The organism is Micrococcus sp. GPGPB33, from assembly GCF_037853785.1.
In the GTDB taxonomy this organism is placed as follows: Bacteria; Actinomycetota; Actinomycetes; order Actinomycetales; family Micrococcaceae; genus Micrococcus; species Micrococcus luteus.
In genome coordinates this window covers 1-26,049 of sequence record NZ_JAQMWO010000005.1, presented here as the reverse complement: position 1 = coordinate 26,049, position 26,049 = coordinate 1, and the positions used below count along the sequence as shown (strand labels likewise).

At 68.4% G+C, this 26,049-nt stretch carries 28 protein-coding genes and 5 pseudogenes; 18 read left to right on the top strand and 15 right to left on the bottom strand.

What is annotated here, in order from left to right; translation table 11 throughout:
* Nucleotides 1-14: 14 nt before the first annotated feature.
* Nucleotides 15-909, bottom strand: a protein-coding gene (locus POD19_RS12705; RefSeq protein WP_102708157.1) for an IS5 family transposase whose coding sequence is annotated in 2 segments (ribosomal slippage) — nucleotides 15-551 and nucleotides 553-909 — 894 coding nt in all. Because the reading frame shifts where the segments join, the coding sequence is not laid out codon by codon here.
* A gap of 142 nt (nucleotides 910-1,051) precedes the next feature.
* Here POD19_RS12705 and POD19_RS12700 point away from each other — a divergent pair.
* The 7 genes from POD19_RS12700 (at nucleotide 1,052) to POD19_RS12670 (ending at nucleotide 6,009) form a co-directional block, all read left to right on the top strand.
* On the top strand, nucleotides 1,052-1,384 hold the full coding sequence (locus POD19_RS12700; protein ID WP_020628509.1) for an ArsR/SmtB family transcription factor: 333 nt from the start codon (nucleotides 1,052-1,054) through the stop codon (nucleotides 1,382-1,384).
* Nucleotides 1,381-2,094, top strand: a complete 714-nt coding sequence (locus POD19_RS12695) for a cation diffusion facilitator family transporter (RefSeq protein WP_036317504.1) — start codon at nucleotides 1,381-1,383, stop codon at nucleotides 2,092-2,094. The genes POD19_RS12700 and POD19_RS12695 overlap by 4 nt, the downstream gene beginning before the upstream one ends.
* 72 nt (nucleotides 2,095-2,166) lie before the next feature.
* Entirely contained in the window at nucleotides 2,167-3,084 is a 918-nt protein-coding gene (locus tag POD19_RS12690) for a cation diffusion facilitator family transporter (protein WP_041102741.1), read from the top strand.
* A gap of 80 nt (nucleotides 3,085-3,164) precedes the next feature.
* Nucleotides 3,165-3,917, top strand: a complete 753-nt coding sequence (locus tag POD19_RS12685) for a DsbA family protein (protein ID WP_144819300.1) — start codon at nucleotides 3,165-3,167, stop codon at nucleotides 3,915-3,917.
* An 8-nt stretch (nucleotides 3,918-3,925) separates the two neighbouring features.
* Nucleotides 3,926-4,609, top strand: coding sequence for a vitamin K epoxide reductase family protein (locus POD19_RS12680; protein WP_080695921.1), 684 nt, complete (start codon nucleotides 3,926-3,928; stop codon nucleotides 4,607-4,609).
* A gap of 55 nt (nucleotides 4,610-4,664) precedes the next feature.
* Complete coding sequence (locus tag POD19_RS12675; protein ID WP_168167992.1) at nucleotides 4,665-4,895, top strand: hypothetical protein; 231 nt, start codon at nucleotides 4,665-4,667, stop codon at nucleotides 4,893-4,895.
* Nucleotides 4,896-5,106: 211 nt separating this feature from the next.
* Entirely contained in the window at nucleotides 5,107-6,009 is a 903-nt protein-coding gene (locus POD19_RS12670; protein ID WP_036317477.1) for a cytochrome c oxidase assembly protein, read from the top strand.
* On the opposite strand, the pseudogene POD19_RS12665 reads toward POD19_RS12670, so the two are convergent.
* From POD19_RS12665 to POD19_RS12645, 5 genes and pseudogenes are all read right to left on the bottom strand, one after another.
* Nucleotides 6,006-6,488: pseudogene (locus POD19_RS12665) on the bottom strand (IS5 family transposase); the annotation flags it as partial. The gene POD19_RS12670 and the pseudogene POD19_RS12665 sit on opposite strands and share 4 nt — an antisense overlap.
* Nucleotides 6,489-6,615: 127 nt before the next feature.
* Nucleotides 6,616-7,401, bottom strand: coding sequence for an IS21-like element helper ATPase IstB (gene istB, locus POD19_RS12660; protein WP_010078636.1), 786 nt, complete (start codon nucleotides 7,399-7,401; stop codon nucleotides 6,616-6,618).
* Entirely contained in the window at nucleotides 7,398-8,921 is a 1,524-nt protein-coding gene (locus POD19_RS12655; protein WP_031943827.1) for an IS21-like element ISMlu14 family transposase, read from the bottom strand. Before POD19_RS12655 ends, istB begins: the two co-directional genes overlap by 4 nt.
* Before the next feature lie 213 nt (nucleotides 8,922-9,134).
* Nucleotides 9,135-9,552 (bottom strand): annotated as a pseudogene (locus tag POD19_RS12650) (IS5 family transposase); the annotation flags it as partial.
* A gap of 49 nt (nucleotides 9,553-9,601) precedes the next feature.
* Nucleotides 9,602-9,733: pseudogene (locus POD19_RS12645) on the bottom strand (ArsR family transcriptional regulator); the annotation flags it as partial.
* Between the two features lie 78 nt (nucleotides 9,734-9,811).
* Here POD19_RS12645 and POD19_RS12640 point away from each other — a divergent pair.
* The 3 genes from POD19_RS12640 (at nucleotide 9,812) to POD19_RS12630 (ending at nucleotide 11,302) form a co-directional block, all read left to right on the top strand.
* Nucleotides 9,812-10,186, top strand: coding sequence for an ArsR/SmtB family transcription factor (locus POD19_RS12640; RefSeq protein WP_041103922.1), 375 nt, complete (start codon nucleotides 9,812-9,814; stop codon nucleotides 10,184-10,186).
* Nucleotides 10,186-11,097: a cation diffusion facilitator family transporter gene (locus POD19_RS12635; RefSeq protein WP_002854089.1), complete on the top strand. Its 912-nt coding sequence runs from the start codon at nucleotides 10,186-10,188 to the stop codon at nucleotides 11,095-11,097. The genes POD19_RS12640 and POD19_RS12635 overlap by 1 nt, the downstream gene beginning before the upstream one ends.
* Nucleotides 11,098-11,161: 64 nt before the next feature.
* A complete protein-coding gene (locus POD19_RS12630) occupies nucleotides 11,162-11,302 on the top strand; it encodes a hypothetical protein (RefSeq protein WP_165381393.1) in 141 nt (46 codons plus the stop codon).
* A 271-nt stretch (nucleotides 11,303-11,573) separates the two neighbouring features.
* Here POD19_RS12630 and merA (POD19_RS12625) read toward each other — a convergent pair whose 3' ends face one another.
* Nucleotides 11,574-13,037 (bottom strand): mercury(II) reductase, encoded by a 1,464-nt coding sequence (merA, locus tag POD19_RS12625; RefSeq protein WP_102708831.1) that lies wholly within the window; start codon nucleotides 13,035-13,037, stop codon nucleotides 11,574-11,576.
* A 56-nt stretch (nucleotides 13,038-13,093) separates the two neighbouring features.
* On the opposite strand from merA (POD19_RS12625), the pseudogene POD19_RS12620 reads away from it, so the two are divergent.
* The 3 genes and pseudogenes from POD19_RS12620 to POD19_RS12610 all read left to right on the top strand — a co-directional run bounded on the left by POD19_RS12620 (nucleotide 13,094) and on the right by POD19_RS12610 (nucleotide 14,663).
* Nucleotides 13,094-13,482 (top strand): annotated as a pseudogene (locus POD19_RS12620) (heavy metal-responsive transcriptional regulator).
* Between the two features lie 222 nt (nucleotides 13,483-13,704).
* Complete coding sequence (gene cmtR, locus POD19_RS12615) at nucleotides 13,705-14,064, top strand: Cd(II)/Pb(II)-sensing metalloregulatory transcriptional regulator CmtR (RefSeq protein WP_017488126.1); 360 nt, start codon at nucleotides 13,705-13,707, stop codon at nucleotides 14,062-14,064.
* Nucleotides 14,061-14,663, top strand: a complete 603-nt coding sequence (locus POD19_RS12610) for a cadmium resistance transporter (protein ID WP_017488125.1) — start codon at nucleotides 14,061-14,063, stop codon at nucleotides 14,661-14,663. The genes cmtR and POD19_RS12610 overlap by 4 nt, the downstream gene beginning before the upstream one ends.
* A 123-nt stretch (nucleotides 14,664-14,786) precedes the next feature.
* Here POD19_RS12610 and POD19_RS12605 read toward each other — a convergent pair.
* Both POD19_RS12605 and POD19_RS12600 read right to left on the bottom strand, forming a co-directional pair.
* Nucleotides 14,787-15,952, bottom strand: a protein-coding gene (locus POD19_RS12605; protein ID WP_101966229.1) for an IS3 family transposase whose coding sequence is annotated in 2 segments (ribosomal slippage) — nucleotides 14,787-15,665 and nucleotides 15,668-15,952 — 1,164 coding nt in all. Because the reading frame shifts where the segments join, the coding sequence is not laid out codon by codon here.
* Between the two features lie 490 nt (nucleotides 15,953-16,442).
* On the bottom strand, nucleotides 16,443-16,832 hold the full coding sequence (locus tag POD19_RS12600) for a heavy metal-responsive transcriptional regulator (RefSeq protein WP_101966230.1): 390 nt from the start codon (nucleotides 16,830-16,832) through the stop codon (nucleotides 16,443-16,445).
* A gap of 56 nt (nucleotides 16,833-16,888) precedes the next feature.
* On the opposite strand from POD19_RS12600, the gene merA (POD19_RS12595) reads away from it, so the two are divergent.
* Nucleotides 16,889-18,352: a mercury(II) reductase gene (merA, locus tag POD19_RS12595; protein WP_102708831.1), complete on the top strand. Its 1,464-nt coding sequence runs from the start codon at nucleotides 16,889-16,891 to the stop codon at nucleotides 18,350-18,352.
* A gap of 271 nt (nucleotides 18,353-18,623) precedes the next feature.
* Here merA (POD19_RS12595) and POD19_RS12590 read toward each other — a convergent pair whose 3' ends face one another.
* From POD19_RS12590 to POD19_RS12580, 3 genes are all read right to left on the bottom strand, one after another.
* Nucleotides 18,624-18,764 carry a hypothetical protein gene (locus tag POD19_RS12590; protein WP_165381393.1) on the bottom strand — a complete coding sequence of 47 codons (141 nt, stop codon included), beginning with the start codon at nucleotides 18,762-18,764 and terminating at the stop codon, nucleotides 18,624-18,626.
* A gap of 64 nt (nucleotides 18,765-18,828) precedes the next feature.
* A complete protein-coding gene (locus POD19_RS12585; RefSeq protein WP_002854089.1) occupies nucleotides 18,829-19,740 on the bottom strand; it encodes a cation diffusion facilitator family transporter in 912 nt (303 codons plus the stop codon).
* Entirely contained in the window at nucleotides 19,740-20,114 is a 375-nt protein-coding gene (locus POD19_RS12580) for an ArsR/SmtB family transcription factor (protein ID WP_041103922.1), read from the bottom strand. The genes POD19_RS12585 and POD19_RS12580 overlap by 1 nt, the downstream gene beginning before the upstream one ends.
* Nucleotides 20,115-20,200: 86 nt before the next feature.
* Here POD19_RS12580 and POD19_RS12575 point away from each other — a divergent pair.
* A pseudogene (locus POD19_RS12575) lies at nucleotides 20,201-20,332 on the top strand (ArsR family transcriptional regulator); the annotation flags it as partial.
* Nucleotides 20,333-20,383: 51 nt separating this feature from the next.
* On the opposite strand, the gene POD19_RS12570 reads toward POD19_RS12575, so the two are convergent.
* The gene (locus POD19_RS12570) at nucleotides 20,384-20,704 is read right to left on the bottom strand and encodes a MerR family transcriptional regulator (RefSeq protein WP_081339293.1); all 321 of its coding nucleotides are present in this window, start codon (nucleotides 20,702-20,704) and stop codon (nucleotides 20,384-20,386) included.
* A gap of 203 nt (nucleotides 20,705-20,907) precedes the next feature.
* Nucleotides 20,908-21,915, bottom strand: a complete 1,008-nt coding sequence (locus tag POD19_RS12565; protein ID WP_101966231.1) for an IS481 family transposase — start codon at nucleotides 21,913-21,915, stop codon at nucleotides 20,908-20,910.
* 173 nt (nucleotides 21,916-22,088) lie between these two features.
* Here POD19_RS12565 and POD19_RS12560 point away from each other — a divergent pair, with 173 nt between their 5' ends.
* Complete coding sequence (locus POD19_RS12560; RefSeq protein WP_223247520.1) at nucleotides 22,089-22,964, top strand: Abi family protein; 876 nt, start codon at nucleotides 22,089-22,091, stop codon at nucleotides 22,962-22,964.
* A gap of 298 nt (nucleotides 22,965-23,262) precedes the next feature.
* Here POD19_RS12560 and POD19_RS12555 read toward each other — a convergent pair whose 3' ends face one another.
* Nucleotides 23,263-23,859, bottom strand: coding sequence for a hypothetical protein (locus POD19_RS12555; protein ID WP_036317467.1), 597 nt, complete (start codon nucleotides 23,857-23,859; stop codon nucleotides 23,263-23,265).
* A 190-nt stretch (nucleotides 23,860-24,049) separates the two neighbouring features.
* Here POD19_RS12555 and POD19_RS12550 point away from each other — a divergent pair, with 190 nt between their 5' ends.
* Both POD19_RS12550 and POD19_RS12545 read left to right on the top strand, forming a co-directional pair.
* Entirely contained in the window at nucleotides 24,050-25,324 is a 1,275-nt protein-coding gene (locus tag POD19_RS12550) for an Nramp family divalent metal transporter (RefSeq protein WP_080694935.1), read from the top strand.
* Between the two features lie 25 nt (nucleotides 25,325-25,349).
* Entirely contained in the window at nucleotides 25,350-26,021 is a 672-nt protein-coding gene (locus POD19_RS12545; RefSeq protein WP_043282515.1) for a metal-dependent transcriptional regulator, read from the top strand.
* Nucleotides 26,022-26,049 lie beyond the last annotated feature (28 nt).

Here is a 26,049-nt window from a genome sequence, read left to right as displayed (position 1 = left end):
GCCGAGCGCTGCTGCTAGGGCGTGTCTGACAATGCCTTCGACCACGCGAGCACAGCATTCAGGACCACAGCGGCCCTGTAGACGATCGCGTACTTGTCATACCGGGTCGCCAGACCCCGCCACTGCTTCAGGTGCGCGTACTGGCGCTCGATGACATTGCGGCCCTTGTAGGCGGCCGCGTCGAGGCCAATGGGGCGCCCGCCGCGGGCACCGCGCCGTCTGCGGTGGCCCTGCTGGTCGGCTGGTTCGGGGATGACCGCTTTGATCCCACGGGCGCGTAGGTGGGTGCGGATCGCCCGGGAGGAGTACGCCTTGTCGCCCAGCACGGCCTCGGGGCGGGTCCGGGGCTGCCCTACTGGCCGGGTCACGCGCAGCTGCTCCAAAAGAGGAAGCAGCATCGGGGAGTCCCCTGCCTGGCCGGGGGTGATCAGGCTGACCAGCGGCAGCCCGGTCCCATCGACGAGCTGATGGATCTTCGTGCTCAGCCCGCCACGGGAGCGCCCGATGCCGTGATCGGCCGGCTCCTCACGCGGATTCTTGTAGTTCGATCCATCCCCCTGTGTGGCGGGTGATGTTCGTCGCGTGCTGGTGGGCGCGGGCGATCGTGGAGTCCACCGAGACCGACCAATCGATCAGGCCTTCGGCGTCAGCGGCGGCGGTCAGCGTGGCCAGCACCGTGTCCCAGGTGCCTTTTTCGGCCAAGCGCCGATGCCAGGTCCACACGGTCTGCCAGGGCCCGTAGACCTCGGGCAGATCCCTCCAAGCGATTCCGCACCGGTACCGGTAGATGATCGCCTCCACCATGGTGCGGGCGTCGGCGAACGGCCTGCCGGCGCGGCCGGTCCGGGTCGGGAGCATCGGGGCGATCAACTCCCATTGGGTGTCAGAGAGCATCTGGAACCGGGACATGTCCCCAGGGTCTCAGCTGACTCGTGCATCTATTCTCAGACACGCCCTAGTTGCGCGGACCTCCTGGGATCGGGCCATGGTGCCGGCCGCTTGCCGGGCGGCACCCCGACAAGGGTACACGTTATGCTGTACCGTTCTAGGCATGAGCACCACGACCCTCACTCATGTCTCGGCGTTGTCCCGACTGGGCCATGCCCTCTCTGATGACACCCGGACCCGGATCCTGCTGGCCCTGCGTGATGGGCCGGCCCGCCCGTCGGCGCTGGCCGGGGAGCTGGGGGTGTCCAAGCAGGTGATGTCCAACCAGTTGGCCTGCCTGCGCGGCTGCGGGCTGGTGACCACTACCGCCGAGGGCCGCAACGTCTGGTACGCCCTGGCCGACCCCCGGCTGGGCCAGACCCTTGGGGAGCTGCTGGAGTTGACGCTGACCATCGACCCGGATTGCTGCTCCGCTGCGGGATGCACCTGCGCATGAGCACCCTCACGCTGAGCTCCAAGCCCCTCACGGACGACCGCCGTGCGGTCCTGCACCGCCGGATCCGCTGGATCGTGGCCGGAACCATCACCTACAACGTGATCGAGGCGGCCATCGCCCTGGCCGCCGGCACCGTGGCCTCGTCCTCCGCGTTGATCGGCTTCGGCTTGGACTCCATCGTGGAGGTCCTCTCCGCCGCCGCGGTGGCCTGGCAGTTCGCCACCCCGGACCCGCACCGCCGGGAGAAGGTGGCGCTGCGCCTGATCGCCTTCTCCTTCTTCGGCTTGGCCGCCTTCATCACCGTCGACGCCGTGCGCACCCTGTTCGGGGCCGGGCAACCGGAGCATTCCACGGTGGGGATCGTGCTGGCCGCCGTGAGCTTGGCCATCATGCCGTTCCTGTCCTGGTTCGAGCGGCGCACTGGCCGCGAACTCGGGTCCGCCTCCGCGGTGGCCGACTCCAAACAGACCCTGATCTGCACCTACCTCTCGGCGGTCCTGCTGGTGGGCCTGGTCCTCAACAGCACCCTGGGCTGGACCTGGGCCGACCCAGTCGCGGCCCTGGTGATCGCCGCCGTCGCCCTCAAGGAAGGGGTGGAGGCCTGGCGCGGGGATGCCTGCTGCACCCCCGCCTCCGCGCTGATCGCCGGGGACCAGAACGAGAAGGACGGCGATGGCTGCGGGGCGGATTGCGCCTGCTGTGCGCATTGAGCGTGCCTTCAGTATCGCCGGACAGGATGGTGACGTTAAGCTGATGATTCATCGAGTGGAAGAGACCCCGGTATGAGCGGACACGATCATTCCCATGCTCTTCCGGCGGCGGGCCGGCGGGGCCGGCTGGCCGTGGTCTTCTCCATCACCGCGACGATCATGGTCGCCGAGGTCATCGGCGCGCTGGCTTCGGGCAGTCTGGCCCTGCTGGCCGACGCCGGGCACATGTTTACTGACTCAGCCGGGTTGCTGATCGCCCTGACCGCCGCGACCCTGGCGCTGCGCCCGGCCACGGACAAGCGCACCTGGGGGTACAAGCGCGCCGAGATCATCGCCGCGGCCGCGCAGGCCGCGGTGCTGCTGGCCGTGGGCGGCTTCGTAGCCGTGGAGGGCGTACGCCGGCTCATCGAACCCCCCGAGGTCGAATCCACCGCGATGCTCTGGTTCGGGGTGATCGGTTTGGCTGGCAACCTCATCGGTCTGGCGATCCTGGCCTCTTCCCGAGGTGAGAACCTGAACATGAAGGCCGCGTTCCTGGAGGTACTCAACGACGCCCTGGGATCGGTCGCAGTGATCGTTTCGGCGATCGTGATCGCCACCACCGGCTGGAATCGCGCCGATGCGGTGGTGTCCCTGTTGATCGCCGCACTGATCGTGCCCAGAGCCCTGATCCTGCTTCGCGACACCATCGACGTACTCATGGAGACCACCCCCAAGGGCTTGGACCTGGAGGCGGTCCGCATCCGGCTATCGGAGCTGCCGCACGTGCTGGAGGTCCATGACCTGCACGCTTCACGCATCGACTCCGACACCCCCGTGCTCTCCGCGCACGTCACCGTGCACAACGGCTGCCTGACCGCCGCGCACCTGGGCACTGTGCTGACCGACCTGCAACGGTGCGTGGCCCAGGATTTCCAAGTACCCATCGAACACTCCACCTTCCAAATCGAACCGGCCACCCACCCCCACACTGAGACCCTCCACCCCTGACCCACCCCTGCATCCCAGCCCCAGCTCATTCCCACCCCGACGGCAGGGTGCCGTCGCCACCGACCGAAACGGATCCCTTCGTGAGCACACCGACCCGCAATCCGACCCCCTCTGATCCGTCAACACCGGGCACCACATCCCGCAAGGCCAAGACCATCGTCTGGGTCGTACTGGCCGCTGTGGTGCTGGCCGGGCTGATCGTCGGAGTGGTGGCCGCCAGCGGCCCCCGCGACGCCGCCCCCCAGGGCTCCGGGCAAACTGCCTCCTCCGGGACCGGGCAGAGCGCCCCCTCGGAGGCCACGCCGGTGATGCGCCCAGACAGCCGGGTACTGTCCAAGGCCCCGAACGAGCAGGCCGTGCTGGTGGAGTTCCTGGACTTCGAGTGCGAGGGCTGCAAGGCCGCCTACCCGGTCGTGGAAGAACTGCGCGCCGAGTACGCCGACACGGTGACCTTTGTGCACCGCTACTTCCCGCTGCCCGGACATCCCAACTCGATGACCGCCGCCGTAGCCGTGGAAGCCGCCGGCCAGCAGGGACAGTACGAGGCGATGTATCAGCAGATGTTCGACACCCAGGAGCAGTGGAGCTATACCACTGAGGACCGGAGCCCGGTGTTCCGCGGTTACGCCGAGGATCTCGGCCTGGACATGGCCGCCTACGATGCCGCGGTGGCTGACCCGGCCACCCGCGACCGCATCGAGGCCGACGTGGCCGACGGGACCGCGCTGGGCGTGCAGGGCACCCCGACCTTCTTCCTGGACGGACAGATGCTCACTCTGAACACCCTCGAGCAGTTCCGCGCCGAGGTCGACGCCGCCGCCACGACGGACTGACCGGGCCCATGAGTGTCCCCGACACCGACACCAATTCACCCGTGACGATCCCCACGACCACCACCGACCGCCCTGCCGGTACCGGGCAGGCCTCCGACGTAGCGGGGATACCGACTGTCGCCCGGCACCGTCCGTTCGGCCTGGTGCTGTTGATCACCGGGGTGGTCGGCTGGGTGGCCTCGGCGATCCTGGTGCTCGAACGCCTGGAGCTGTACGAGGATGCCGGGTACATCACCAGCTGTGACATCAACCCCTGGGTGTCTTGCGGGAAGGTGATGGGGACCTGGCAGTCCGAGCTGTTCGGCTTCCCCAACCCGTTGATCGGCATCGTGGCGTTCGCCGTGGTCATCACCACCGCCATGGTGACCCTCTCCGGGGCGAGCCCCGGGCGCTGGTACTGGGCCGGCCTGCAGGCCGGGGTCACCGCCGGCACGGTGTTCACCATCTGGCTGTGGTCCCAGGCGTTGTTCGAGATCCACATCCTGTGCCTGTACTGCATGATCGTGTGGGCGGCGATGATCCCGCTGTTCATCCTGCTCACCGTGCGCAACCTCGCCCACGGCGTGATCCCCGCGCACGCCGCGGTGGTGCGGTTCTCCGCCGGCTGGGCCGGAACCCTGGTGGCCATCGCCTATGTGGCCGTGGCCGCCTCGGTGTTCTGGACCTTCTTCCCGGCCCTCACCGGTTACTGACACACCAGCCGCACTACGGCCCGCCCACGCGCCCGCAACGAGGAGAAACCACACCATGGCCAAGACCGACGTGCTAGTGATCGGCGCCCGCCAAGCAGGGCTGGCGCTCGGGCACTACCTGAGGCGTGAGGAGCCGAGCTGTCGGCAAAGCCGGACACAGGTTGGGAAACCGAGAAGGGCAGGCAGTAGGTTCCTTGTCCAACAGGCCCTCTACCGCCACGTCGCGACAACCGGGCAGCTCCGTGAGGATGGAGGCAAGGTCCTCGCCCGGAAAGGAAGTACATGATCGGCTGGCTGGAGCGGTGGCAGATTCCCTTGTACCTGGTTGCCCTGGGAGCCGGTGCCGCTTGCGGAAGCGGCATAACCGAACCGACACCGTGTCCACGATCAAGGGCCAAGGCCCCACTCCTACTCCGGCCTCACCTGACCCCGCTCCGGCACCACCACCGCGGCCGAAGTCGCCGACGTTTGATCGCCTCGATGAAGGGAAATTCGCTGTGCCGCCGATCGACCAGTGGGTCACGTTCGAACCCCTCACCGGCTCACCCGTCGGCATCGCCGCTCTGCTGTTCGCGGCACTGTATCTGCGAGGAGCGATCTGGATGTGGCGAAACAGGCGCCGTTGGGCGATCGCCCGCACAGCATCGTTCCTGATCGGGTGCGCCCTGATCTTCGCTATCACGATGTTCGGTGTGAACCGTCTCGCGACGGAATCCATCACAGCGCTGGTGTTCCAGCAGATCACCCTGCTGACCGTCGTTCCGCCGCTCCTCATCGCAGGGTCACCCGGGCTGCTGCTCCTGCGCAGCACACCGCACACCGGCCTCGGGCGTCTCGTGCTCCGTGCCGCGCACGGGGGACTGCGCTCACGATTCTGGAGCGCCGCACTGCACCCTGTGGTCGCCATCGTCATTGCGATACTGCTGTACCCGGTCCTCTACCTGACCGACGCGATCAGCGTCATCATGCGCATCCCCTTCGGCCAGGACGCCTTGCTCTTCGTCATCCTCGTCCTCGGCATCGTCTCGGCAACACCGCTATGGTCCTCCGATCCGCTACCGCGCCAACCCTCCTTCGCCGCACGATTCGTCGATATCGCCGTCGAGATCCAGATCCACGCCATTTTCGGCCTGATCCTGCTCCGTACCGCCACACCGCTGTTCAGCGCATACGCCACCCCCACAGGCAGCCATGACCCCGTCATCGACCAGGCGATCGCCGGCACGCTGGTATGGACCTACGCGGAGCTGCCGATGTTCGTAGTGCTCATCGTCTGCCTGTCCCGCTGGCGAGCCCGCGACGTGCGCACCTCGAGACAGCGACAGAAAGCCGAGGACGCCGAACTCGACTCTTACAACGAGTACCTCGCCAGCCTCTCCCGAAGACGGAACGAGAGCTAGGGCATGTCTGACAATCGTTTGGACCACGCGAGCACAGCGTTCAACACCACGGCGGCCCGGTAGACGATCGCGTACTTGTCGTACCGGGTCGCCAGGCCCCGCCATTGCTTCAGGTGCGCGTACTGGCGCTCGATCACGTTCCGGCCCTTGTAAGCCTGCGAGTCCAGGCCCACGGGACGGCCACCGGCCGAGCCGCGGCGCCTGCGGTGGCCCTGCTGATCCGCCGGCTCGGGGATCACGGCTTTGATCCGGCGGGCACGCAGGTGGGTGCGGATCGCCCGGGAGGAGTACGCCTTGTCGCCCAGCACCGCCTCGGGGCGGGTCCGGGGCCGCCCTACCGGCCGTGCCACGCGCAGCCGCCCCAGCAGCGGCAGCAGCATCGGGGAGTCCCCGGCTTGGCCGGGGGTGATCAGGCTGACCAGCGGCAGCCCGGTCCCATCGACGAGCTGATGGATCTTCGTGCTCAGCCCTCCCCGGGATGTCAAGGGCCATTGAGTTCTGCCCATAGGCGGCCAGTGTTTCTTCCCGCTGGTGGCCATCAGAACTGCCCACTGGTGGCCAGCTGGTTTGCCCGTTTGGGTGGTGGTGCTGGCCACCGTGATGGGATCAGTTCAGTGGCATGACTCCCTTCCCGGCCATTGCCTGGGTCATCCGTACGGAGTCTCCGGTGGTCTGGCACACGTGGGCGTGGTGCAGGAGCCGGTCCACGGTGGCGGTGGCCAGGGTCTTGGGCATCAGCTCGTCGAAGCCGGCCGGGTGCAGGTTCGAGCTGATCGCTACGGAGCGTTTCTCGTAGGCGGCGTCCACGATGCGGTAGAGGCCCTCGGCGGCATCGTCGGCGACCGGCAGCAGGCCGATGTCGTCGATGACGATCAGGTCGGCGCGCAGGATTCGGGCGACGGCTTTGGTGATGGTGTCATCGGGCCGGTGGGCCCGGATCATCGCCCCGAGGTCCTCCAGGGTGAACCAGGCCACCCGCTTGCCCTCCTCCACGGCCTGCTGGCCCAGGGCCTCGAGGAAGAAGGTCTTGCCGGTGCCGGAGGGCCCGCAGACCACGAGGTTCTCTCTGCGCGAGAGCCATTCCAGGGTGCGCAGGGACTGCTGGGTCGGGGCCGGGATCGAGGAGGCGCCCGGATCCCAGGTCGTGAAGGTCTTGCCGGTGGGGAACCCGGCGGCCTTGCGCCGGGCGGCGAGCATGGATCGGGCCCGACCGGTGGTCTCCTCGACCAGCAGGGCCTTGAGGACCTCGGCCGGCTCCCAGCGTTGGGCCCGGGCGGTGGCCAGTACCTCGGCGGCGATACCGCGGGCGTGGGGCATCTTCAGCTGCCGCAACAGCGCCTCCAAATCGGCCGGCAGCGCCGGTGCGGCGGTGTTCGGGGTGTGGATGCTCACCGGGCTGCCCCCTCGGTGTTGGAGGTACCGAGGCCGGCCCAGCCGGCGGTGCCCTGGGTCAGGGACCGTTCCTCGGTGGCGGTGTGCATCCCGGTGCGGTGGCCGGCGGCGGTGAGCAGGGAGGCCAGGTCGCCGTGGGCGAAGCGCTGGTGCACCGCGGCCACCCCGAGGGCGCGGTCGACCTGGTCGGTGCCGGCGAGCTTGGCCAGGGTGACGGCCTCGGCCATCTTCTGACCGATCCGGCTGGTGCCGGCCGCGGCGGCCTCCACCAGCCAGGTCCTCGCTCCGGCCCCGATGGCCAGGAACTCGGCCTCCGCCGCCGAACGGGGCACCGGGGTGTAGTCCCCGGGCACCTTGTCCGTCTCGTGGCCGGGGAAGTGCGCGTCGTCGATGGCCGGGGACCCGGGCCGGGCCACCCGGTGCCGGGCGACCTCCACCGGCCCCTGCGCACCGGCGTGCATGATCACCACCATCGAGTCCGGTCCGGTGCCGTGATGGCGCACGAACACCTCGGCCCCGAGCAGGTGCGCGGGCACCGAGTACTGGGCGTTTTCGAAGGAGACCATCGGCGTGTTCTCCGGCACCTTCCGTCCCACCCCGTAGGCCACGGTGTGCGCCGTGGCGGGGATCCGATGCAACGCGCTGGTCTCCTCGGCGAGCATGTGGTCCGGGCGGCGCCGGGTCACCCGGTGCTCCCGGGAGTTCACCATGGCCATGAACCCCGCGCAGGCGGCCTCGAGCTCAGCGAACGAGGCGTACTGGTCCCGCAGGTTGGTGTCCTTCGGGACCAGGTCGGCCTTGGCCAGCTTCACCGCGTTCTCCACCCCGCCCTTGGCGGCCGGATCCGCTGGCTGGCAGGTCAGCACCTCCACGCCGTAATGCCGAGCGAACGCCACGGTGGCCTGGTTACGCACCGGCACCCCGGCCACATGAGAGACCGTCACTGTCTTCTCGTTATCCGTCAGCACATAGGTCGGCGCGCCCCCGATCAGCCGGAAGCACCGGTCCAGGGCGGCGAACACACTCGGAGCCGTCCTATCACGCAGGGCGATGACGATCCGGTAGCGGGACCAGGCCAGCCAGGCCACGAACAGCACCGTCTTGGCCCCGTCGATCGCCGGCCCATCGCCGAAGTCGTACTGCAGCCATGCGCCCGGCTCGGTGATCCAGGGCCGGTGCACCCGGCGCTTCCCGGCCCGCCAGGCGGCCTTCACCTCGGCCACCGCCCGCCGGGTGGAGCGCTCAGAGCCGGTGTAGCCCATTGCGGTGAGCTTGGCGTGCACGACATCGGCGCGGATCCTGCCCGTGGAGGCCTCGACCCATTCCTCGATCTTGGGCAGCCAGACATCGGTGACCTTCGGGCGGCTGGCTCCGGATCCAGGGGTCTGGCCGGCGTCGCGGGCCCGCACCAGCCGGGCCACGGTGTGATGGGAGCAACCGGCCAGCTCGGCGGCGCCCCGCAATGACTTGGTCAGGTCATAGGCACTGAGTATTTTCATGGTTTCTGCGGCATCCTTCATTCAGGGCCTCTTCCTCGCTGGATTCGATTCGACACCGATATCCAACCCGGGGAGGAGGCCCCCGCCGGCTCACGACGCGGCGGGCAACGAGCAACGCGGGCAAACCAGATGGCCAGCACCGGGCAGTTCCCGTGGCCATCACTGGGCAGTCCTCATGGCCGTCAGCGGGTCATTCCCTGGCCACCTATGGGCAGCTTTTCATGGCCGCTTACACCGGGAGCGCCCGATGCCGTGATCGGCCGGCTCCTCATGCAGATTCCTGTAGTTCGACCCATCCCCCTGTGAGGCGGGTGATGTTCGTCGCGTGCTGATGCGCGCGGGCGATCGTGGAGTCCACCGAGACCGACCAATCGATCAGGCCTTCGGCGTCCGCGGCGGCGGTCAGCCTCGCCAGCACCGCATCCCAGGTGCCCTCTTCAGCTAAGCGCCGGTGCCAGGTCCACACGGTCTGCCAAGGCCCGTAGACCTCGGGCAGATCCCTCCATGCAATCCCGCACCGATATCGGTAGATGATCGCCTCCACCATCGTGCGGGCGTCCGAGAACGGCCTGCCGGCCCTGCCGGTCCGGGTCGGGAGCATCGGGGCGATCAACTCCCATTGGGCATCGGAGAGCATCTGGAAGCGGGACATGCCTTCCAGGGTGTCAGCTGGCCCCCTGGATCCATTCTCAGACACGCCCTAGGTCGCGGGCGAGTACCGCCGGGTAGCTCGGGCCCTCGAGGAGTGTCATGAGGATGCGGGAGCGGGTCGGGTCGGCCATCGCCCGGCCCAGCCGGTTCATCACGTCCAGCCGCGAAGCAATAGTCAGCATGCGCTGACCATACAGAACCTGCTGACCTCTCGTGGGTGGCTCCCGCTGCTGATATCTGCATAGGTGTATGGTCGTGGCATGAGTGTGACGCCGTTGGATTCGTGTCAGGTCACCGCCGTCCATCCGGAGAAGGTGGCGCTGACCCGGGAGAGGATCCCCGACGAGCGCGAGGCCGGCAGGTTGGCCGGGCTGTTCAAGCTCCTGGGGGACCCGCGCCGTGCCCGGGTGCTGTATGCGTTGCTGGAGGCCGGCGAGCTGTGCGTGTGTGACCTGGCGGCGTCGGTCGATGTCGCGGAGGCGTCGGTGTCCCAGGTACTGCGGGTGCTGCGTTCCGCTGGGGTGGTCGAGAACCGCCGGGAGGGGCGGATGGTGTACTACCGCCTCGCTGACGGGCATGTGCGGATGCTGCTGGACGTCTCCCGTGAGCACGCCCGCCACGAGGGGCAGGGCTGATGGGGGCGGGACACAGCCATGCCCCGGCGACCGGGCATGCCGGTGGCCGCTACCGTCGGCGGCTGGCGGGGGCGTTCGCCCTGACGGCGGGCTTCTTCCTGATCGAGCTGGTCGCGGGGCTGGTGTCGGGGTCGTTGGCGCTGCTGTCGGATGCCGGGCACATGGCTGCCGATGTGGTGGTGCTGGGTGCGGCGCTGCTGGCGACGCGCATCGCGAGCCGGCCGGACTCCACGGGGCGACGCACCTATGGCTCCTACCGGGCCGAGGTGTTCGCCTCGGCGTTGGCGGTGCTGGCGATGCTCGCGGTCGGGGTGTACGTGGTGGTCGAGGCCATCAGCCGGCTGGGCGACGCGCCGGAGGTGGCCTCCGGCGCCATGCTCGCGGTCGGCTTCGCCGGCCTGGTGATCAACATCATCTCCATGCTGCTGCTGCGCAGCGGGGCCAAGGACAGCCTGAACGTCAAGGGCGCCTACTACGAGGTGATCGCCGACGCCGCCGGGTCGGTGGGTGTCATGGTCGCCGGCGTGCTGATCATTCTCACCGGCCAGCCGATCTGGGACGTCGTGGTCGCGGCGCTCATCGCGGTCTTCGTCATCATCCGGGCGGTGGTTCTGGGCAGGCAGGTGATCGCGGTGCTGGGCCAGCACGCCCCGGAGGGGGTGGACCCGGAGGACGTCGCCGGTGACCTGGACGCGGTCGAGGGGGTGGAGGAGGTCCACGACCTGCACCTGTGGACCCTGACGTCGGGGATGAACGTGGCCACGGCCCACCTGGTCGCTGACCAGGGCGCGGACCACGGCGCCGTGCTTGCCGGCGCGCGCCGGGTGCTGCGCGACCGTTACGGTATCGCCCATGCCACCTTGCAGGTGGAGGGCGCCGGCAGCGACGGCTGTCACGACCTGAGCTGGTAGCACTCGGCACGGAAGCCCGCTCGCGAGAGCCGCACATGCTTGAGCAACGTCTTAGGAGCGCGCGATGGCCGCGAAGCACGGCAAGGGCCCCGGGCCGGACGAGGGCCAGCGGCCGGCCCGGCGCGGGGTGGTGCTCACCCTGCTGGGGATCGGTCTGGTCGCCGCGGCTTACGTGGTGACGATCGTGGTCATGGTGGTGCGGTGACGCGGCCCAAACGGACCGCGGCCTCATGGCGGCGCCGCAAGGCGGTCATCGCGTCGTCCAGTGCTGTCCTCGTCGGGTCGAGCACGTAGAGGTCGTGAAGACGTCCAGATATAGGCCTGGGACGGGAGTTCTTGCATCGACTGAACTCCCCGGTGGTTGCAGGCCCGATACGCAGGGGTGCCAGTAAGTAGGGCTGATCGGCGCCCATTTTCTTGTCTCGCGCCCCGGGGCGAGGCGGTCCCCTATCGGTGTCCCTGTGTGCGGGGCAGGTTCACGCCGCGCAGCAGGAGAGCTTGGCGATGTCGGTGGTGAAGGCCTGCGCGGTGAGCTTGAGGCCTTCGGCCATGGTCAGGTAGGGGCTCCAGAGGTTGGCGACCTGGCTGGTGGTCATGCCGGCCTCGAGCATGTAGACCCCGGCGGCGGCGAGGTCGCCGGCGTCCTGGGCCAGGGCGGTAATGCCGATGATGCGGCCGGTGTCGGCGTCGGTGACCATCTTGATGAACCCGCGGGTGTCGCGGTTGACGATCGCGCGTGGGACGTGCGCGAGTGACAGGACACGGCTGTCGTAGCGGATCCCGGCAGCGGAGGCCTGCCGTTCGGTCATCCCGACGGCGGCCAGGGCGGGGCTGGTGAACACGACCCGGAGCAGGTGGCGGTAGTCGACCTCGAGGCCGGCGCCGGTGAGGGCGTTGTCGGCGACGAGGGCGCCGTGGGCCGCGGCGACGTACACGAACTGACGGTGGGCGGTGACGTCACCGGCAGCCCAGACGCGCGGGTTGGTGCTGCGCAGATGGCTGTCGACGACCACCTCGCCGTGGTCGCCGGTGCGCACGTCGACGGTGTCGAGACCGAGCGTGGCGGTGACCGGGCGGCGCCCGGTGGCGACGAGTACCTCGGCCGCCCGGAGTTCCTGTGAGCCGTCAGTGGTGGTGGCAGTGACCGTGACCTCGCCGGTGGCCGGGTCGCGGCGGACCGCGCTGGGCACCGCGCCGCGGATGATCTGGATGCCTTCGTCCGTGAAGATCTCATCCAGGGCGGTGGACGCCTCGGGTTCTTCCTGGGACGCCAGCCGTGAGCGGACCAGCATGGTGACCCGGACGCCGAGCCGAGCGAAGAGCTGGGCCTGCTCCATCGCGACGTAGCCGCCGCCGATGACCAGCAGCGACTCCGGGACGTGGTCCAGTTCCATCGCGGTGGTCGAGGTCAGGTAACCGGCCTCCTGCAGGCCGGGGACCGGCGGCGCCCAGGGCCTGGAGCCGGTGGCGATGAGGTAGTGCGCGGCCCGGACCGTCTCCACCGTGCCGTCAGGGCCGGTGACGCGCAGTGCCGGCTCGCTGGGTGTGCCGACGAACGTGGCGTCCCCGGGGTGGAGATCCCATCCGTACTCGGTGGCCAGGTCCAGGTACTTCTCGCCACGCAGTGACCCGACGAGCCGATCCTTGCCGGCGATCAAGGCGGGCATGTCGACCGGCCGGACTTCGGGGAGCGGCAGCCCGGGGAACCGGGAGGCGTCGAGTGTGACGTGGCGGGCCTCGGCGGTCGCGAGCAAGGCCTTGGAGGGCACGCACCCGGTGTTCACGCAGGTACCGCCGACGGTGCCACGCTCGATCATCACCACCCGTCTGCCGAGGTTGGTGGCGCGGATCGCGGCCGCGAACGCCGCCCCACCGGACCCGATCATTGCCAGGTCATACGACCTGCTGTTAGCCGTTGCCGTCATGAACTCCTCCTTCATCGCCCTCAGGATCGACCTTCCAGTGCACTGGAAGGTCAAGGGGGAGAATGAGTGGCATGCGGATCGGTGAGGTGGCTCGGGCGTCGGGCACGACGAGCAAGACCCTGCGGTACTACGAGGAGGTCGGGCTGCTACCCGCCGCGGACCGCACCCCGGCGGGCTACCGGGACTACGGCGCCGAGGTGCTCGACCGGCTGGACTTCATCCGCCGGGGGCAAGCGGCCGGGCTGACCCTGGCCCAGATCGGTCAGGTGCTGGACATCCGCGACCGGGGGCAGGCCCCCTGCCGGCACGTCACCGACCTGCTCGACACCCGCCTTGATGTGATCGACCGGCAACTCGCCGAGCTCGCGCAGCTACGCACCACGATCGCCGACCTGCGCGAGGACGCCGCCGCCGGCGACCCGGCCATGTGCTCCCCGAGGATGTCTGCCGCTACCTGTGACACCGAAGTCACGGGCCCGTGGCAGCGCATGGCGGCCCACTCTGTTGCGTTGGGGTGTTAGACCTTTCGCAACGGTTCTGTTGCGCGGGGTGCACCCTATCGCGACGCCTATTCCTCCGGCCTGCCGTCGGCCGCTGTCCCGGTGAAGGATCCCCTTACGGGCATGCGATCTGGGCTGACGCCTGTGACCGAGTGTTCAGTTCGCGCTGTATAGTTCAGTCCATGATGACTATTGCTTCGCGTCTCGACGTGATGAACCGCCTGGGTCGTGCACTGGCCGACCCCACTCGATCCCGGATCATCTTGACCCTGCTCGACCATCCCGCTTACCCGGCGGAACTGGCCCGAGATCTGGACCTGACACGCCCGAACGTGTCCAACCACCTGGCATGCCTGCGCGATTGCGGGATCGTCGTCTCCGAGCCCGAGGGTCGTCGGACACGATATGAGATCGCCGATTCGCACCTGGCGCAGGCGCTGACGGCACTGGTCGATGCCACCCTGGCAGTGGACGAAGACGCCCCGTGCATCGATCCCGCCTGCTCGCTTCCCGGATGCGACGCAGCTGGGGAGGGCGCATGATCCTCACCTCGGTCTTGCAGGCGATGGGCCTGTTCGCAGCGACCAACATCGACGACATCATCGTGCTCTCCCTCTTCTTCGCGCGAGGGGCAGGCCAGCGCGGCACTACCGCCCGCATTCTGGCCGGCCAGTACCTCGGATTCGCCGGCATCCTCGGTGCCGCGGTCCTGGTGACCATCGGCGCCGGAGCATTCCTGCCCTCGGCAGCCATCCCGTACTTCGGTCTCATCCCTCTGGGCCTCGGCCTCTGGGCCGCATGGCAGGCCTGGCGCGGAGACGATGACGACGATGACGACGAGGCCAAGGTTGCCGGCAAGAAGGTCGGCGTGTGGACAGTCGCAGGCGTCACCCTTGCCAACGGCGGCGACAACATCGGCGTCTACACCCCTGTCTTCCTCAGCGTGAAACCTCTCGCAGTAGTCGCCTACTGCATCGTCTTCCTCGCGCTCGTCGCGGTCCTGGTGGCCCTGGCAAAGTTCGTCGCCACCCGCCCCCCGATCGCCGAAGTGCTCGAACGCTGGGAGCACGTCCTCTTCCCCATCGTTCTCATCGGCCTCGGCATCGTGATCCTCGTCAGCGGCGGAGCCTTCGGACTCTGACGTAGCGGCAGCGATCCAAACGGCCCCGACCGGGCGCACCCCTCTCGGTTCAGACCGCGACACCTACCTGCAGCCAGTCCTGCGTGATCGGGACTGCCGCACCGATAGGTGACAGGTGGGGTCTTATGCCGGGAGGGTCACGGCGGGCTTCATCATGGTCTCGTACTCGATGGGGGTCAACCGCCCGAGACGGGCTTGTCGACGGCGCCGGTGATAGGTGCGCTCGGTCCAGGTGACGATCGCGATCCGTAGCTCATCCCGGGTCGTCCAGGACCGCCTGTCGAGGACGTTCTTCTGCAGCAGGGCGAAGAAGCTCTCCATGGCGGCGTTGTCCCCGGCCGCACCCACTTTGCCCATCGAGCCGACCAAGCCGTGCCGGTTGAGGGCATGGACGAATTTCCGGGATCGAAATTGCGACCCGCGGTCCGAATGAACGATGCAACCGGCCACATCCCCGCGCCGAGCAACGGCGTTCTGCAGTGCCTGGACGGCCAGCCGGGCTTTCATTCGCGAGTCGATGGAGTAGCCGACGATCCGCCCGGAGAAGACGTCTTTGATCGCGCACATGTAGAGCTTGCCCTCGGCGGTCCTGTGCTCGGTGACGTCGGTCAACCACAGCTGGTTTGAACCGCCAGCAGTGAAGTCCCGCTCCACCAGGTCATCGTGCACCGGCGGGCCCGGCTTCTTCCCGTTCTTGCCGCGCTTCTTCCCGAACACCGACCACCAGCCGTTGTCCCGGCAGATCCGCCACGCGCTGCGCTCACACATCACCTCGCCGGCTTCCTTGGCCTCATCGACCAGGAAGCGGTAGCCGAACTCCGGATCGTCCTGATGGGCGTCGAACAACGCGTTCGCCCGGTACGCCTCGGCCAGCTCGGCGTCGGTGACAGGGTCCGCCAGCCAGCGGTAGTAGGGTTGGCGGGAGAGCTTGAGCACCCGGCACGTCACCGCGACGGGGATCCCGACGGCGGCGAGCTCCTTCACGAGCGGGTGGAGCCTTTTCCCGGCAGGTTCGCCTGGGACAGGTAGGCCGCCGCCCGTCGTAGGACCTCGTTCTCCTGCTCGAGCAGGCGGATCCGCTTCTTCAGCTCACGGTTCTCGGCCGACTCGGCTTTGGTTGTCCCAGGCTTCGCGCCGTCCTCGACGTCGGCCTGGCGCATCCACTTCGACAGGGTCATCTCATGGGTGCCAAAGTCCTTGGCGATCTGCGCGAGCGTCACACCCTCTTCGCGGCTGCGGGCCACGCGCACGACGTCGTCACGGAACTCTTGGGGATAGGGAGCAGGCACAGCAACATCCTTCCAGGCCGCCCTGCGGGCAAGCCAGATCAGGTGTCACCTATTCGTGCGGCAGTCCCCATCTTGTTCCCGCTCGTCCTGATCGGCCTAGGGCGTGTCTGATAATGCTTCGAGGGTTGGGCTAAGACCCCGGATCCATTCTCAGACACGCCCTAGCGGAGAAGAGAGAGCAACCCCATGCCCGCCGAACGACTTGGCAGCATGCTCTGTCCATGTCCAGACGGGTGTGGCTTGCGCCGCTATATGGCGGGGTTCTGTCGGAGCTCAGTGGCGGCCTCCAAGCACGCGGGCCAGAGGGCGCTGCGAGTGAGGCTCACGTTCCGCAAGCCGATCCTTCACCGGGACAGCGGCCGACGGCAGGCCGGAGGAATAGGCGTCGCGATAGGGTGCACCCCGCGCAACAGAACCGTTGCGAAAGGTCTAACACCCCAACGCAACAGAGTGGGCCGCCATGCGCTGCCACGGGCCCGTGACTTCGGTGTCACAGGTAGCGGCAGACATCCTCGGGGGAGCACATGGCCGGGTCGCCGGCGGCGGCGTCCTCGCGCAGGTCGGCGATCGTGGTGCGTAGCTGCGCGAGCTCGGCGAGTTGCCGGTCGATCACATCAAGGCGGGTGTCGAGCAGGTCGGTGACGTGCCGGCAGGGGGCCTGCCCCCGGTCGCGGATGTCCAGCACCTGACCGATCTGGGCCAGGGTCAGCCCGGCCGCTTGCCCCCGGCGGATGAAGTCCAGCCGGTCGAGCACCTCGGCGCCGTAGTCCCGGTAGCCCGCCGGGGTGCGGTCCGCGGCGGGTAGCAGCCCGACCTCCTCGTAGTACCGCAGGGTCTTGCTCGTCGTGCCCGACGCCCGAGCCACCTCACCGATCCGCATGCCACTCATTCTCCCCCTTGACCTTCCAGTGCACTGGAAGGTCGATCCTGAGGGCGATGAAGGAGGAGTTCATGACGGCAACGGCTAACAGCAGGTCGTATGACCTGGCAATGATCGGGTCCGGTGGGGCGGCGTTCGCGGCCGCGATCCGCGCCACCAACCTCGGCAGACGGGTGGTGATGATCGAGCGTGGCACCGTCGGCGGTACCTGCGTGAACACCGGGTGCGTGCCCTCCAAGGCCTTGCTCGCGACCGCCGAGGCCCGCCACGTCACACTCGACGCCTCCCGGTTCCCCGGGCTGCCGCTCCCCGAAGTCCGGCCGGTCGACATGCCCGCCTTGATCGCCGGCAAGGATCGGCTCGTCGGGTCACTGCGTGGCGAGAAGTACCTGGACCTGGCCACCGAGTACGGATGGGATCTCCACCCCGGGGACGCCACGTTCGTCGGCACACCCAGCGAGCCGGCACTGCGCGTCACCGGCCCTGACGGCACGGTGGAGACGGTCCGGGCCGCGCACTACCTCATCGCCACCGGCTCCAGGCCCTGGGCGCCGCCGGTCCCCGGCCTGCAGGAGGCCGGTTACCTGACCTCGACCACCGCGATGGAACTGGACCACGTCCCGGAGTCGCTGCTGGTCATCGGCGGCGGCTACGTCGCGATGGAGCAGGCCCAGCTCTTCGCTCGGCTCGGCGTCCGGGTCACCATGCTGGTCCGCTCACGGCTGGCGTCCCAGGAAGAACCCGAGGCGTCCACCGCCCTGGATGAGATCTTCACGGACGAAGGCATCCAGATCATCCGCGGCGCGGTGCCCAGCGCGGTCCGCCGCGACCCGGCCACCGGCGAGGTCACGGTCACTGCCACCACCACTGACGGCTCACAGGAACTCCGGGCGGCCGAGGTACTCGTCGCCACCGGGCGCCGCCCGGTCACCGCCACGCTCGGTCTCGACACCGTCGACGTGCGCACCGGCGACCACGGCGAGGTGGTCGTCGACAGCCATCTGCGCAGCACCAACCCGCGCGTCTGGGCTGCCGGTGACGTCACCGCCCACCGTCAGTTCGTGTACGTCGCCGCGGCCCACGGCGCCCTCGTCGCCGACAACGCCCTCACCGGCGCCGGCCTCGAGGTCGACTACCGCCACCTGCTCCGGGTCGTGTTCACCAGCCCCGCCCTGGCCGCCGTCGGGATGACCGAACGGCAGGCCTCCGCTGCCGGGATCCGCTACGACAGCCGTGTCCTGTCACTCGCGCACGTCCCACGCGCGATCGTCAACCGCGACACCCGCGGGTTCATCAAGATGGTCACCGACGCCGACACCGGCCGCATCATCGGCATTACCGCCCTGGCCCAGGACGCCGGCGACCTCGCCGCCGCCGGGGTCTACATGCTCGAGGCCGGCATGACCACCAGCCAGGTCGCCAACCTCTGGAGCCCCTACCTGACCATGGCCGAAGGCCTCAAGCTCACCGCGCAGGCCTTCACCACCGACATCGCCAAGCTCTCCTGCTGCGCGGCGTGAACCTGCCCCGCACACAGGGACACCGATAGGGGACCGCCTCGCCCCGGGGCGCGAGACAAGAAAATGGGCGCCGATCAGCCCTACTTACTGGCACCCCTGCGTATCGGGCCTGCAACCACCGGGGAGTTCAGTCGATGCAAGAACTCCCGTCCCAGGCCTATATCTGGACGTCTTCACGACCTCTACGTGCTCGACCCGACGAGGACAGCACTGGACGACGCGATGACCGCCTTGCGGCGCCGCCATGAGGCCGCGGTCCGTTTGGGCCGCGTCACCGCACCACCATGACCACGATCGTCACCACGTAAGCCGCGGCGACCAGACCGATCCCCAGCAGGGTGAGCACCACCCCGCGCCGGGCCGGCCGCTGGCCCTCGTCCGGCCCGGGGCCCTTGCCGTGCTTCGCGGCCATCGCGCGCTCCTAAGACGTTGCTCAAGCATGTGCGGCTCTCGCGAGCGGGCTTCCGTGCCGAGTGCTACCAGCTCAGGTCGTGACAGCCGTCGCTGCCGGCGCCCTCCACCTGCAAGGTGGCATGGGCGATACCGTAACGGTCGCGCAGCACCCGGCGCGCGCCGGCAAGCACGGCGCCGTGGTCCGCGCCCTGGTCAGCGACCAGGTGGGCCGTGGCCACGTTCATCCCCGACGTCAGGGTCCACAGGTGCAGGTCGTGGACCTCCTCCACCCCCTCGACCGCGTCCAGGTCACCGGCGACGTCCTCCGGGTCCACCCCCTCCGGGGCGTGCTGGCCCAGCACCGCGATCACCTGCCTGCCCAGAACCACCGCCCGGATGATGACGAAGACCGCGATGAGCGCCGCGACCACGACGTCCCAGATCGGCTGGCCGGTGAGAATGATCAGCACGCCGGCGACCATGACACCCACCGACCCGGCGGCGTCGGCGATCACCTCGTAGTAGGCGCCCTTGACGTTCAGGCTGTCCTTGGCCCCGCTGCGCAGCAGCAGCATGGAGATGATGTTGATCACCAGGCCGGCGAAGCCGACCGCGAGCATGGCGCCGGAGGCCACCTCCGGCGCGTCGCCCAGCCGGCTGATGGCCTCGACCACCACGTACACCCCGACCGCGAGCATCGCCAGCACCGCCAACGCCGAGGCGAACACCTCGGCCCGGTAGGAGCCATAGGTGCGTCGCCCCGTGGAGTCCGGCCGGCTCGCGATGCGCGTCGCCAGCAGCGCCGCACCCAGCACCACCACATCGGCAGCCATGTGCCCGGCATCCGACAGCAGCGCCAACGACCCCGACACCAGCCCCGCGACCAGCTCGATCAGGAAGAAGCCCGCCGTCAGGGCGAACGCCCCCGCCAGCCGCCGACGGTAGCGGCCACCGGCATGCCCGGTCGCCGGGGCATGGCTGTGTCCCGCCCCCATCAGCCCTGCCCCTCGTGGCGGGCGTGCTCACGGGAGACGTCCAGCAGCATCCGCACATGCCCGTCAGCGAGGCGGTAGTACACCATCCGCCCCTCCCGGCGGTTCTCGACCACCCCAGCGGAACGCAGCACCCGCAGCACCTGGGACACCGACGCCTCCGCGACATCGACCGACGCCGCCAGGTCACACACGCACAGCTCGCCGGCCTCCAGCAACGCATACAGCACCCGGGCACGGCGCGGGTCCCCCAGGAGCTTGAACAGCCCGGCCAACCTGCCGGCCTCGCGCTCGTCGGGGATCCTCTCCCGGGTCAGCGCCACCTTCTCCGGATGGACGGCGGTGACCTGACACGAATCCAACGGCGTCACACTCATGCCACGACCATACACCTATGCAGATGTGCAGATATCAGCAGCGGGAGCCACACACGAGAGGTCAGCAGGTTCTGTATGCTCAGCGCATGCTGACTATTGCTTCGCGGCTGGACGTGATGAACCGGCTGGGCCGGGCGATGGCCGACCCGACCCGCTCCCGCATCCTCATGACACTCCTCGAGGGCCCGAGCTACCCGGCGGTACTCGCCCGCGACCTAGGGCGTGTCTGAGAATGGATCCAGGGCCTTAGCCAAACCCTCGAAGCATTATCAGACACGCCCTAGGGCCAGGTAGTGCTGGAGATCGGCGATGGGCATTCCTGCCGTGCGCATGCGGGTGATGAAGACCAGGCGGCGGATGGCCGGCGAGTCATAGCGGCGGTGCCCGGCATCGTCTCGGGGGACGCTCACCATGCCGATGCGTCCGTAGTAGCGCAGCGTGTGGGCGGTGACGTTGAGGTGAGTGGCGGCCTCCGAGATGTCCCACCAGGTCGTCGGATCATCCCGAACGAGATCTTCCAATGCTTCCAGCGAGACGCCACCGGGAGGGTCCGTAGCCAGGCGCAGGGCTTGCTCCAGCTCTGGGTTCATGTCCGCGACGCTAGGGCTTCGCGTGCGCTCGAACGCAACACGTGCCCGGGTAGCACATCTAGGACCTAGGCTCTTGCCCGTGCTAGAGTCTCAAGCATCATGATCAGCCCGTTGCCGCAAGGCGCGGGCTGATTTTCTTTGTGTGGGAGAGACGCGTGGAGTACACGAAGAAGTGGTTGCCTCTCGAGGCGCAGGTAGAGCGGCTAGTTGTAGGAGGGCATGACGTTGTTGACTCGGGTCGGTGCCAGTGAGGCCGGAGGAGCGTCTCCGCAGGAGGTATGAGGCCGATGGTAGTTGTAGTGGTTCACCCACACCGCCAGGGCCTCACGCCGAGCTTGCTCTGAGGTGTAGGGGCGGGCGTAGATGACCTCATCGACCATCAGCCGGTTGTACCTCTCCACCTTCCCGTTGTGGCGCGGGGTGTAGGGCCGGATCCTGTGATGCCGGCCCCCAAGCGAGACGACCTTCATGGTGAACTCCGCGGCCCGATAATTGGCCCCGTTGTCCGTGATCACCCGGTCCACGGTGATGCCGTGCGCGGCGAAGAACGCCCTCGCCCGGCAGAAGAAGCTCACGGTCGTAGCTGCCCGCTCATCGGGCAAGGCTTCGGTGTAGGCCAGCCGGGTGAACCCGTCCACCGCCGAGTGCAGGTAGGTGTAGCCGACCCGGCGGCCAGGCCCGCGCTTGGCCGCTCGCGCGTTCTCGCAGTCCCGGCCGTGAGCACGCCAGCCTCCCCCGTCAGGGATGCGCCCGATTTTCTTCACGTCCAGGTGCACCATGTGCCCCGGGCCGCGGGCGGTGATCTTCTGTGGTCGTTGGCGCAGGTCCTCACCCGTGGGCGCGAGGTCTGGCAACCGGGAGATGCCCAGCCGGTGCAGCCACCTCCCCACCGTTCGGAGGCACAGCTGGTGGCCTTCGGAGACGAGGTGGTGATGGATGCGGCGGGCGGACCACTTCTGGTCCCGGCGCAGGGCCTCGATTTCGGCCAGGATCGCGATGTCGAGCTGGGCGGGGCAGTGGTGGGGCCGGCTCGAGCGGTCCTGCAGTCCTGCCTCGCCCTCGGCGCGGTAGCGGGCGACCCAGGTGGCCACCGTGGGCCGGCTCACCCGGAACTCGGCTGCCACGTGTGCCTGCGGGATCCCGTCGTGCAGGTGGCGGTGGACCATCCTGAGACGGCCGGTCGGGGTCAGGGGTGCGTTAGCGTGAGTCATGAGCGGGTCTCTTCTGGCAGGTGGGTTGTTGAGGAACTTCCATCCTGCGGCAGGGACCCGCTCGTCTCATCTCAGCCCGTACCCCGTGGCAAGAACCTCATGACCCACAACAGCTAGTCCAGCGCGGTCTGGAGGTCGATGACCTGACGCGGGCTCTCCGACTGCTCGAGTCCGTGGGCTACTACCGAGTAACCGGCTACCTGTACCCGTTCCTGGAGTCCGAGAAGCAGGTCGATGACCAAGGGCACACCAAGATCCGGGTGCTGAATAGGTACCAACCGGGCACAGCCCTGCATCATGCCGAGGAGATCATCGACTTCGATCGGCAACTGCGCATGCTGGTCATGGAGGGTGTGGAGCGCATCGAGGTAGCAGTGCGTATGCGCATCGGCTACGTGTTGGGGCGGACCTCACCGTTCGCGCACGAGAACCCCACCTGCTTCGACGACTCGTTCACGCGGGCGAACACTGACAGTCGTGACCCACGCCCCAGCAAGCAGGTGTTGTGGCTGGAGCGGGTCAAGCAACGCCGGGACGGCTCGGACGAACAGTTCGTCGCCCACTTCCGGCAGAAGTACGACGACCACATGCCGGTCTGGGCGTTGACCGAGCTGCTGGAGCTGGGACACCTGTCGAACCTCTACCAGGGCATGCTTCAGAAGGATGCCGAGGAAGTCGCCACGGCCTTTGGGATCCCCCAGAAGAAGATGATGGGCAGTTGGCTGGCCAGCTTGAACTACGTGCGCAACGTGGCCGCGCATCATGCTCGGCTCTTCAACCGCAAGCTCCAGAACGCCCCGTCCCGGCCGGCGGCAGGCATGGTGCCCCTCCTCGACCATCTGCGGGAACCCGCCGCCCCCAAAGGGGACTTCGGCACCTACAACGCCTTGGCGATCATCGCCTACATGCTGCGGCCCATCGAGGCGGAGCGGTCCTGGGCGCCGCGCCTGGCCGAGCTGTTCCGCACCTTCCCCACATCGCATGCCCTCTCAGTCCAATCGATGGGTGTTCCGGAAGACTGGCACACGCTTGACCTGTGGCGGGGGTGAACTTCGGACGCGAGCTGAGGCCTTGGTAGCGGGTCGCAGTCGGTGGCGTGCATCGCTTCCGAATCTCCTCCGGCGGCCCGGGAGCGGGCCCATCCGGTTACGGGACAGGCCGACCCGGCGCCCTGAGAGGCTGTCTCGGATTTCGTGAAGGATGAGGGCAGTGATGAACTGTTCGGCTGTCAAGCTGGGTATGCCAGAAGCGACCCCCTGTCCCTCAGGGGATGGTGGGGGCGTTGTCCTGGTGTGAGGGCGAGGTCCTGATCCTTCAGAGGCGGCATGGCGGTCCGTCGTGCGGGGGTCAGATCAGCGGTGCGGCGCTCACGGACAGGTTGGTGCCCACACCCGTGGCGTTGAGGTAGACGACGGTGGTGCCGTAGCCGGAGACCGTGATGGACCGGTAGAGGGAGATGGCCGTGACGGCGGTCGAGCTGGCGCCCGTGGACCCGGCGACGCTGTAGGGGGACTGCCCCGTGGTGCCGCAGGCCTCAGTGCGGTCCAGGCCGAGCCGGCAGGTACCGTCGGTGCGTCCTACGGATCCGTTGGCCGGGACGGCGAGGCCGTTGGTCGCGTTGTAGGTCTTCCCGTTGTTCAAGGCGATCCGGGAGGTGCCGCCGTTGCTGGTGGAGGAGACGGATCCGGTGCGCACCCCGCAGGCCGCGGCCTCGTCGCTGAGGCGGAAGTCGAAATCGAGGGCCACCTGCTTGTTGGACAGCCTGCCGAGCGTCTCGTTGGTGATGCGCAGGTAGGTCAGGGTGAACGCCGAGGCTGGGAGGGGCTTGCCTGCGGTGTACCCCGCGCAGGAGGAGGCGGCCATGGCGGGCGCGGCCGTCGATGCGGCCACGGCCGGCACGGCCCAGGCGAGGCCGGTGGCTACTGAACGGCGGGAGATTTCCATGAGGGGTACTCCAGTTAGGGCACACAAAAGAATTCAGGTGCACACGATTAGGTTCGTGAAAGCAGGAGTGTTCGGCTACGGCCGTCGGTGCATCTGAGACTGCCGGGGTGCCGGGGTGTGGTCAGACCACCTGTCTCCTCAGAGTTCAGGTATGTTAAATCTCATGCATGCATCGCCATTGGAGCCTCGGATGACCGCCGGTGTGGATCGGCCGGCGGATGGCAAGGTCGCCGTGGAGAGGGTGGATCGCCCCGGTCGTCGGGGAATGCGGCTGCTGGGGCCGGCCTTCGTGGCGGCGGTGGCCTATGTGGACCCCGGCAATGTGGCTGCGAACCTGACGGCGGGGGCCCAGTACGGGTACCTGCTGGTCTGGGTGCTGGTCGCAGCGAACCTGATGGCCATGCTCGTGCAGTACCTCTCGGCGAAGCTCGGGCTCGTCACCGGCCGCTCGCTTCCGGAGCTGCTGGGGCACCGGTTGCCGCGCGGGCGGCGTTTGGCGTACTGGGTGCAGGCGGAGATCGTGGCCGCCGCCACGGATCTGGCCGAGGTGATCGGAGGGGCCATTGCCCTGCACATCCTCTTCGGTATCCCCCTGCTGGCCGGCGGGGTGATCGTCGGGGTGGTCTCGATGATCCTGTTGGGTGTGCAGTCCCGGCGCGGGCAGCAGCCCTTCGAGTTCGTCGTCGTGGGCCTGCTGGCCGTGATCACCCTCGGGTTCGTCTCGGGACTGTTCTACGGGCCCATCTCCTGGGGTGAGGCCGTGGCGGGCATGGTCCCCCGGTTCGAGGGAACCCAGACGGTGCTCCTGGCGGCCGGCATGTTGGGGGCCACGGTGATGCCCCACGCGATCTATGTGCACTCAGCTCTGGCGCGTGACCGCCATCAGGGGGCCCACGCTCATCCGGGCACCCTTGGCAGGCTGCTGCGGGCCACCCGGTGGGATGTGGGGCTGTCGCTTCTGGTGGCAGGGTCGGTGAACATCGCGATGCTGCTGCTGGCGGCGGCCAATCTCTCCGGGGTCTCCGGGACGGACAGCATCGAAGGCGCCCACGCGGCGATCACGACCGCACTGGGGCCGGCGGTGGGCGTGCTCTTCGGCGTCGGCCTGTTGGCCTCCGGGCTGGCCTCCACCGCGGTGGGCTCCTATGCGGGGTCGGAGATCATGGGCGGGCTGCTGCGCTGGCGCATCCCTCAGATGCTGCGGCGGGTGCTCACGCTGATCCCCGCGCTGCTGGTCATCGCCTCCGGGGTGGACCCCACCTGGGCGCTCGTCCTCTCCCAGGTGCTGCTCAGTATCGGCATCCCCTTTGCCATGATCCCCCTGGTCCGACTGACCGGTGCCCGGGCCGTGATGGGCCGACACGCGAACTCCACGCCCCTGCAGACGGTGGCATGGGTGGTCGTGGCTCTGATCGTGGCCCTGAACGCCGTGCTGCTGTGGCTGACGTTGACCGGGCAGGGGTGAAGGAGGTCCCGCTATCGTGCAGGCCATGAGCCTCGACGAGATCACTCCGGTGGCCCAGGACTACCTCAAGGCGATCTGGTCCGCCACGGAGTGGGGAGACGCGCCGCTGAGCACGAAGAGCCTGGCCGCACGCATGGGCACCACCGCGCCCAACGTCACCGAGACGGTCAAGCGCCTGGCAGCCCAGGGCCTGGTCGAGTACCAGCCCTACAAGCCCGTGACCCTCACCGGGAAGGGATGCGAGCACGCGATCGCGATGGTCCGCCGGCACCGGCTGCTGGAAAGCTTCCTCGCCGCGAGCCTAGGCTACTCCTGGGACGAGGTCCACGCGGAAGCCGAACGACTCGAGCACGCCGCCTCCGACGAGCTGATCGAGCGGATCGATCAGATGCTGGGCCACCCCACGCACGATCCCCACGGCGACCCCATCCCCACTCCCGCAGGGCAGCGGGAGCGGCCGGCCCACGCGGTCCGCCTGGATGCAGCCGAGCCGGGGTTCTACCGGGTCCTACGCATCTCCGACGCCGACCCGCAGCGTCTGATCCGCTTCCAGCAGGCCGGAATCGTTCCCGACAGTGTCGTCGAGGTGGCCGAGGCCGGCCACTTCCGACTGCGCGTGGTCGCAGTCGGGCCCGTGGAACTCATCGAGACGGATGCGGCTGCCATCTGGCTGGTGCCGAGCTCGACTCGAGGATGAATCGTCCCCACCTTCATTGCGCAGCGGT

Coding starts and splice junctions, on each gene's coding strand:
- POD19_RS12700 (WP_020628509.1), top strand. CDS start 1,052: ATGAGCACCACGACCCTCACTCATGTCTCGGCGTTGTCCCGACTGGGC.
- POD19_RS12695 (WP_036317504.1), top strand. CDS start 1,381: ATGAGCACCCTCACGCTGAGCTCCAAGCCCCTCACGGACGACCGCCGT.
- POD19_RS12690 (WP_041102741.1), top strand. CDS start 2,167: ATGAGCGGACACGATCATTCCCATGCTCTTCCGGCGGCGGGCCGGCGG.
- POD19_RS12680 (WP_080695921.1), top strand. CDS start 3,926: ATGAGTGTCCCCGACACCGACACCAATTCACCCGTGACGATCCCCACG.
- POD19_RS12675 (WP_168167992.1), top strand. CDS start 4,665: ATGGCCAAGACCGACGTGCTAGTGATCGGCGCCCGCCAAGCAGGGCTG.
- POD19_RS12655 (WP_031943827.1), bottom strand. CDS start 8,921: ATGAAGGATGCCGCAGAAACCATGAAAATACTCAGTGCCTATGACCTG.
- POD19_RS12640 (WP_041103922.1), top strand. CDS start 9,812: ATGAGTGTGACGCCGTTGGATTCGTGTCAGGTCACCGCCGTCCATCCG.
- POD19_RS12635 (WP_002854089.1), top strand. CDS start 10,186: ATGGGGGCGGGACACAGCCATGCCCCGGCGACCGGGCATGCCGGTGGC.
- POD19_RS12630 (WP_165381393.1), top strand. CDS start 11,162: ATGGCCGCGAAGCACGGCAAGGGCCCCGGGCCGGACGAGGGCCAGCGG.
- merA (WP_102708831.1), bottom strand. CDS start 13,037: ATGAAGGAGGAGTTCATGACGGCAACGGCTAACAGCAGGTCGTATGAC.
- cmtR (WP_017488126.1), top strand. CDS start 13,705: ATGATGACTATTGCTTCGCGTCTCGACGTGATGAACCGCCTGGGTCGT.
- POD19_RS12610 (WP_017488125.1), top strand. CDS start 14,061: ATGATCCTCACCTCGGTCTTGCAGGCGATGGGCCTGTTCGCAGCGACC.
- POD19_RS12600 (WP_101966230.1), bottom strand. CDS start 16,832: ATGCGGATCGGTGAGGTGGCTCGGGCGTCGGGCACGACGAGCAAGACC.
- merA (WP_102708831.1), top strand. CDS start 16,889: ATGAAGGAGGAGTTCATGACGGCAACGGCTAACAGCAGGTCGTATGAC.
- POD19_RS12590 (WP_165381393.1), bottom strand. CDS start 18,764: ATGGCCGCGAAGCACGGCAAGGGCCCCGGGCCGGACGAGGGCCAGCGG.
- POD19_RS12585 (WP_002854089.1), bottom strand. CDS start 19,740: ATGGGGGCGGGACACAGCCATGCCCCGGCGACCGGGCATGCCGGTGGC.
- POD19_RS12580 (WP_041103922.1), bottom strand. CDS start 20,114: ATGAGTGTGACGCCGTTGGATTCGTGTCAGGTCACCGCCGTCCATCCG.
- POD19_RS12570 (WP_081339293.1), bottom strand. CDS start 20,704: ATGAACCCAGAGCTGGAGCAAGCCCTGCGCCTGGCTACGGACCCTCCC.
- POD19_RS12565 (WP_101966231.1), bottom strand. CDS start 21,915: ATGACTCACGCTAACGCACCCCTGACCCCGACCGGCCGTCTCAGGATG.
- POD19_RS12555 (WP_036317467.1), bottom strand. CDS start 23,859: ATGGAAATCTCCCGCCGTTCAGTAGCCACCGGCCTCGCCTGGGCCGTG.
- POD19_RS12550 (WP_080694935.1), top strand. CDS start 24,050: ATGACCGCCGGTGTGGATCGGCCGGCGGATGGCAAGGTCGCCGTGGAG.
- POD19_RS12545 (WP_043282515.1), top strand. CDS start 25,350: ATGAGCCTCGACGAGATCACTCCGGTGGCCCAGGACTACCTCAAGGCG.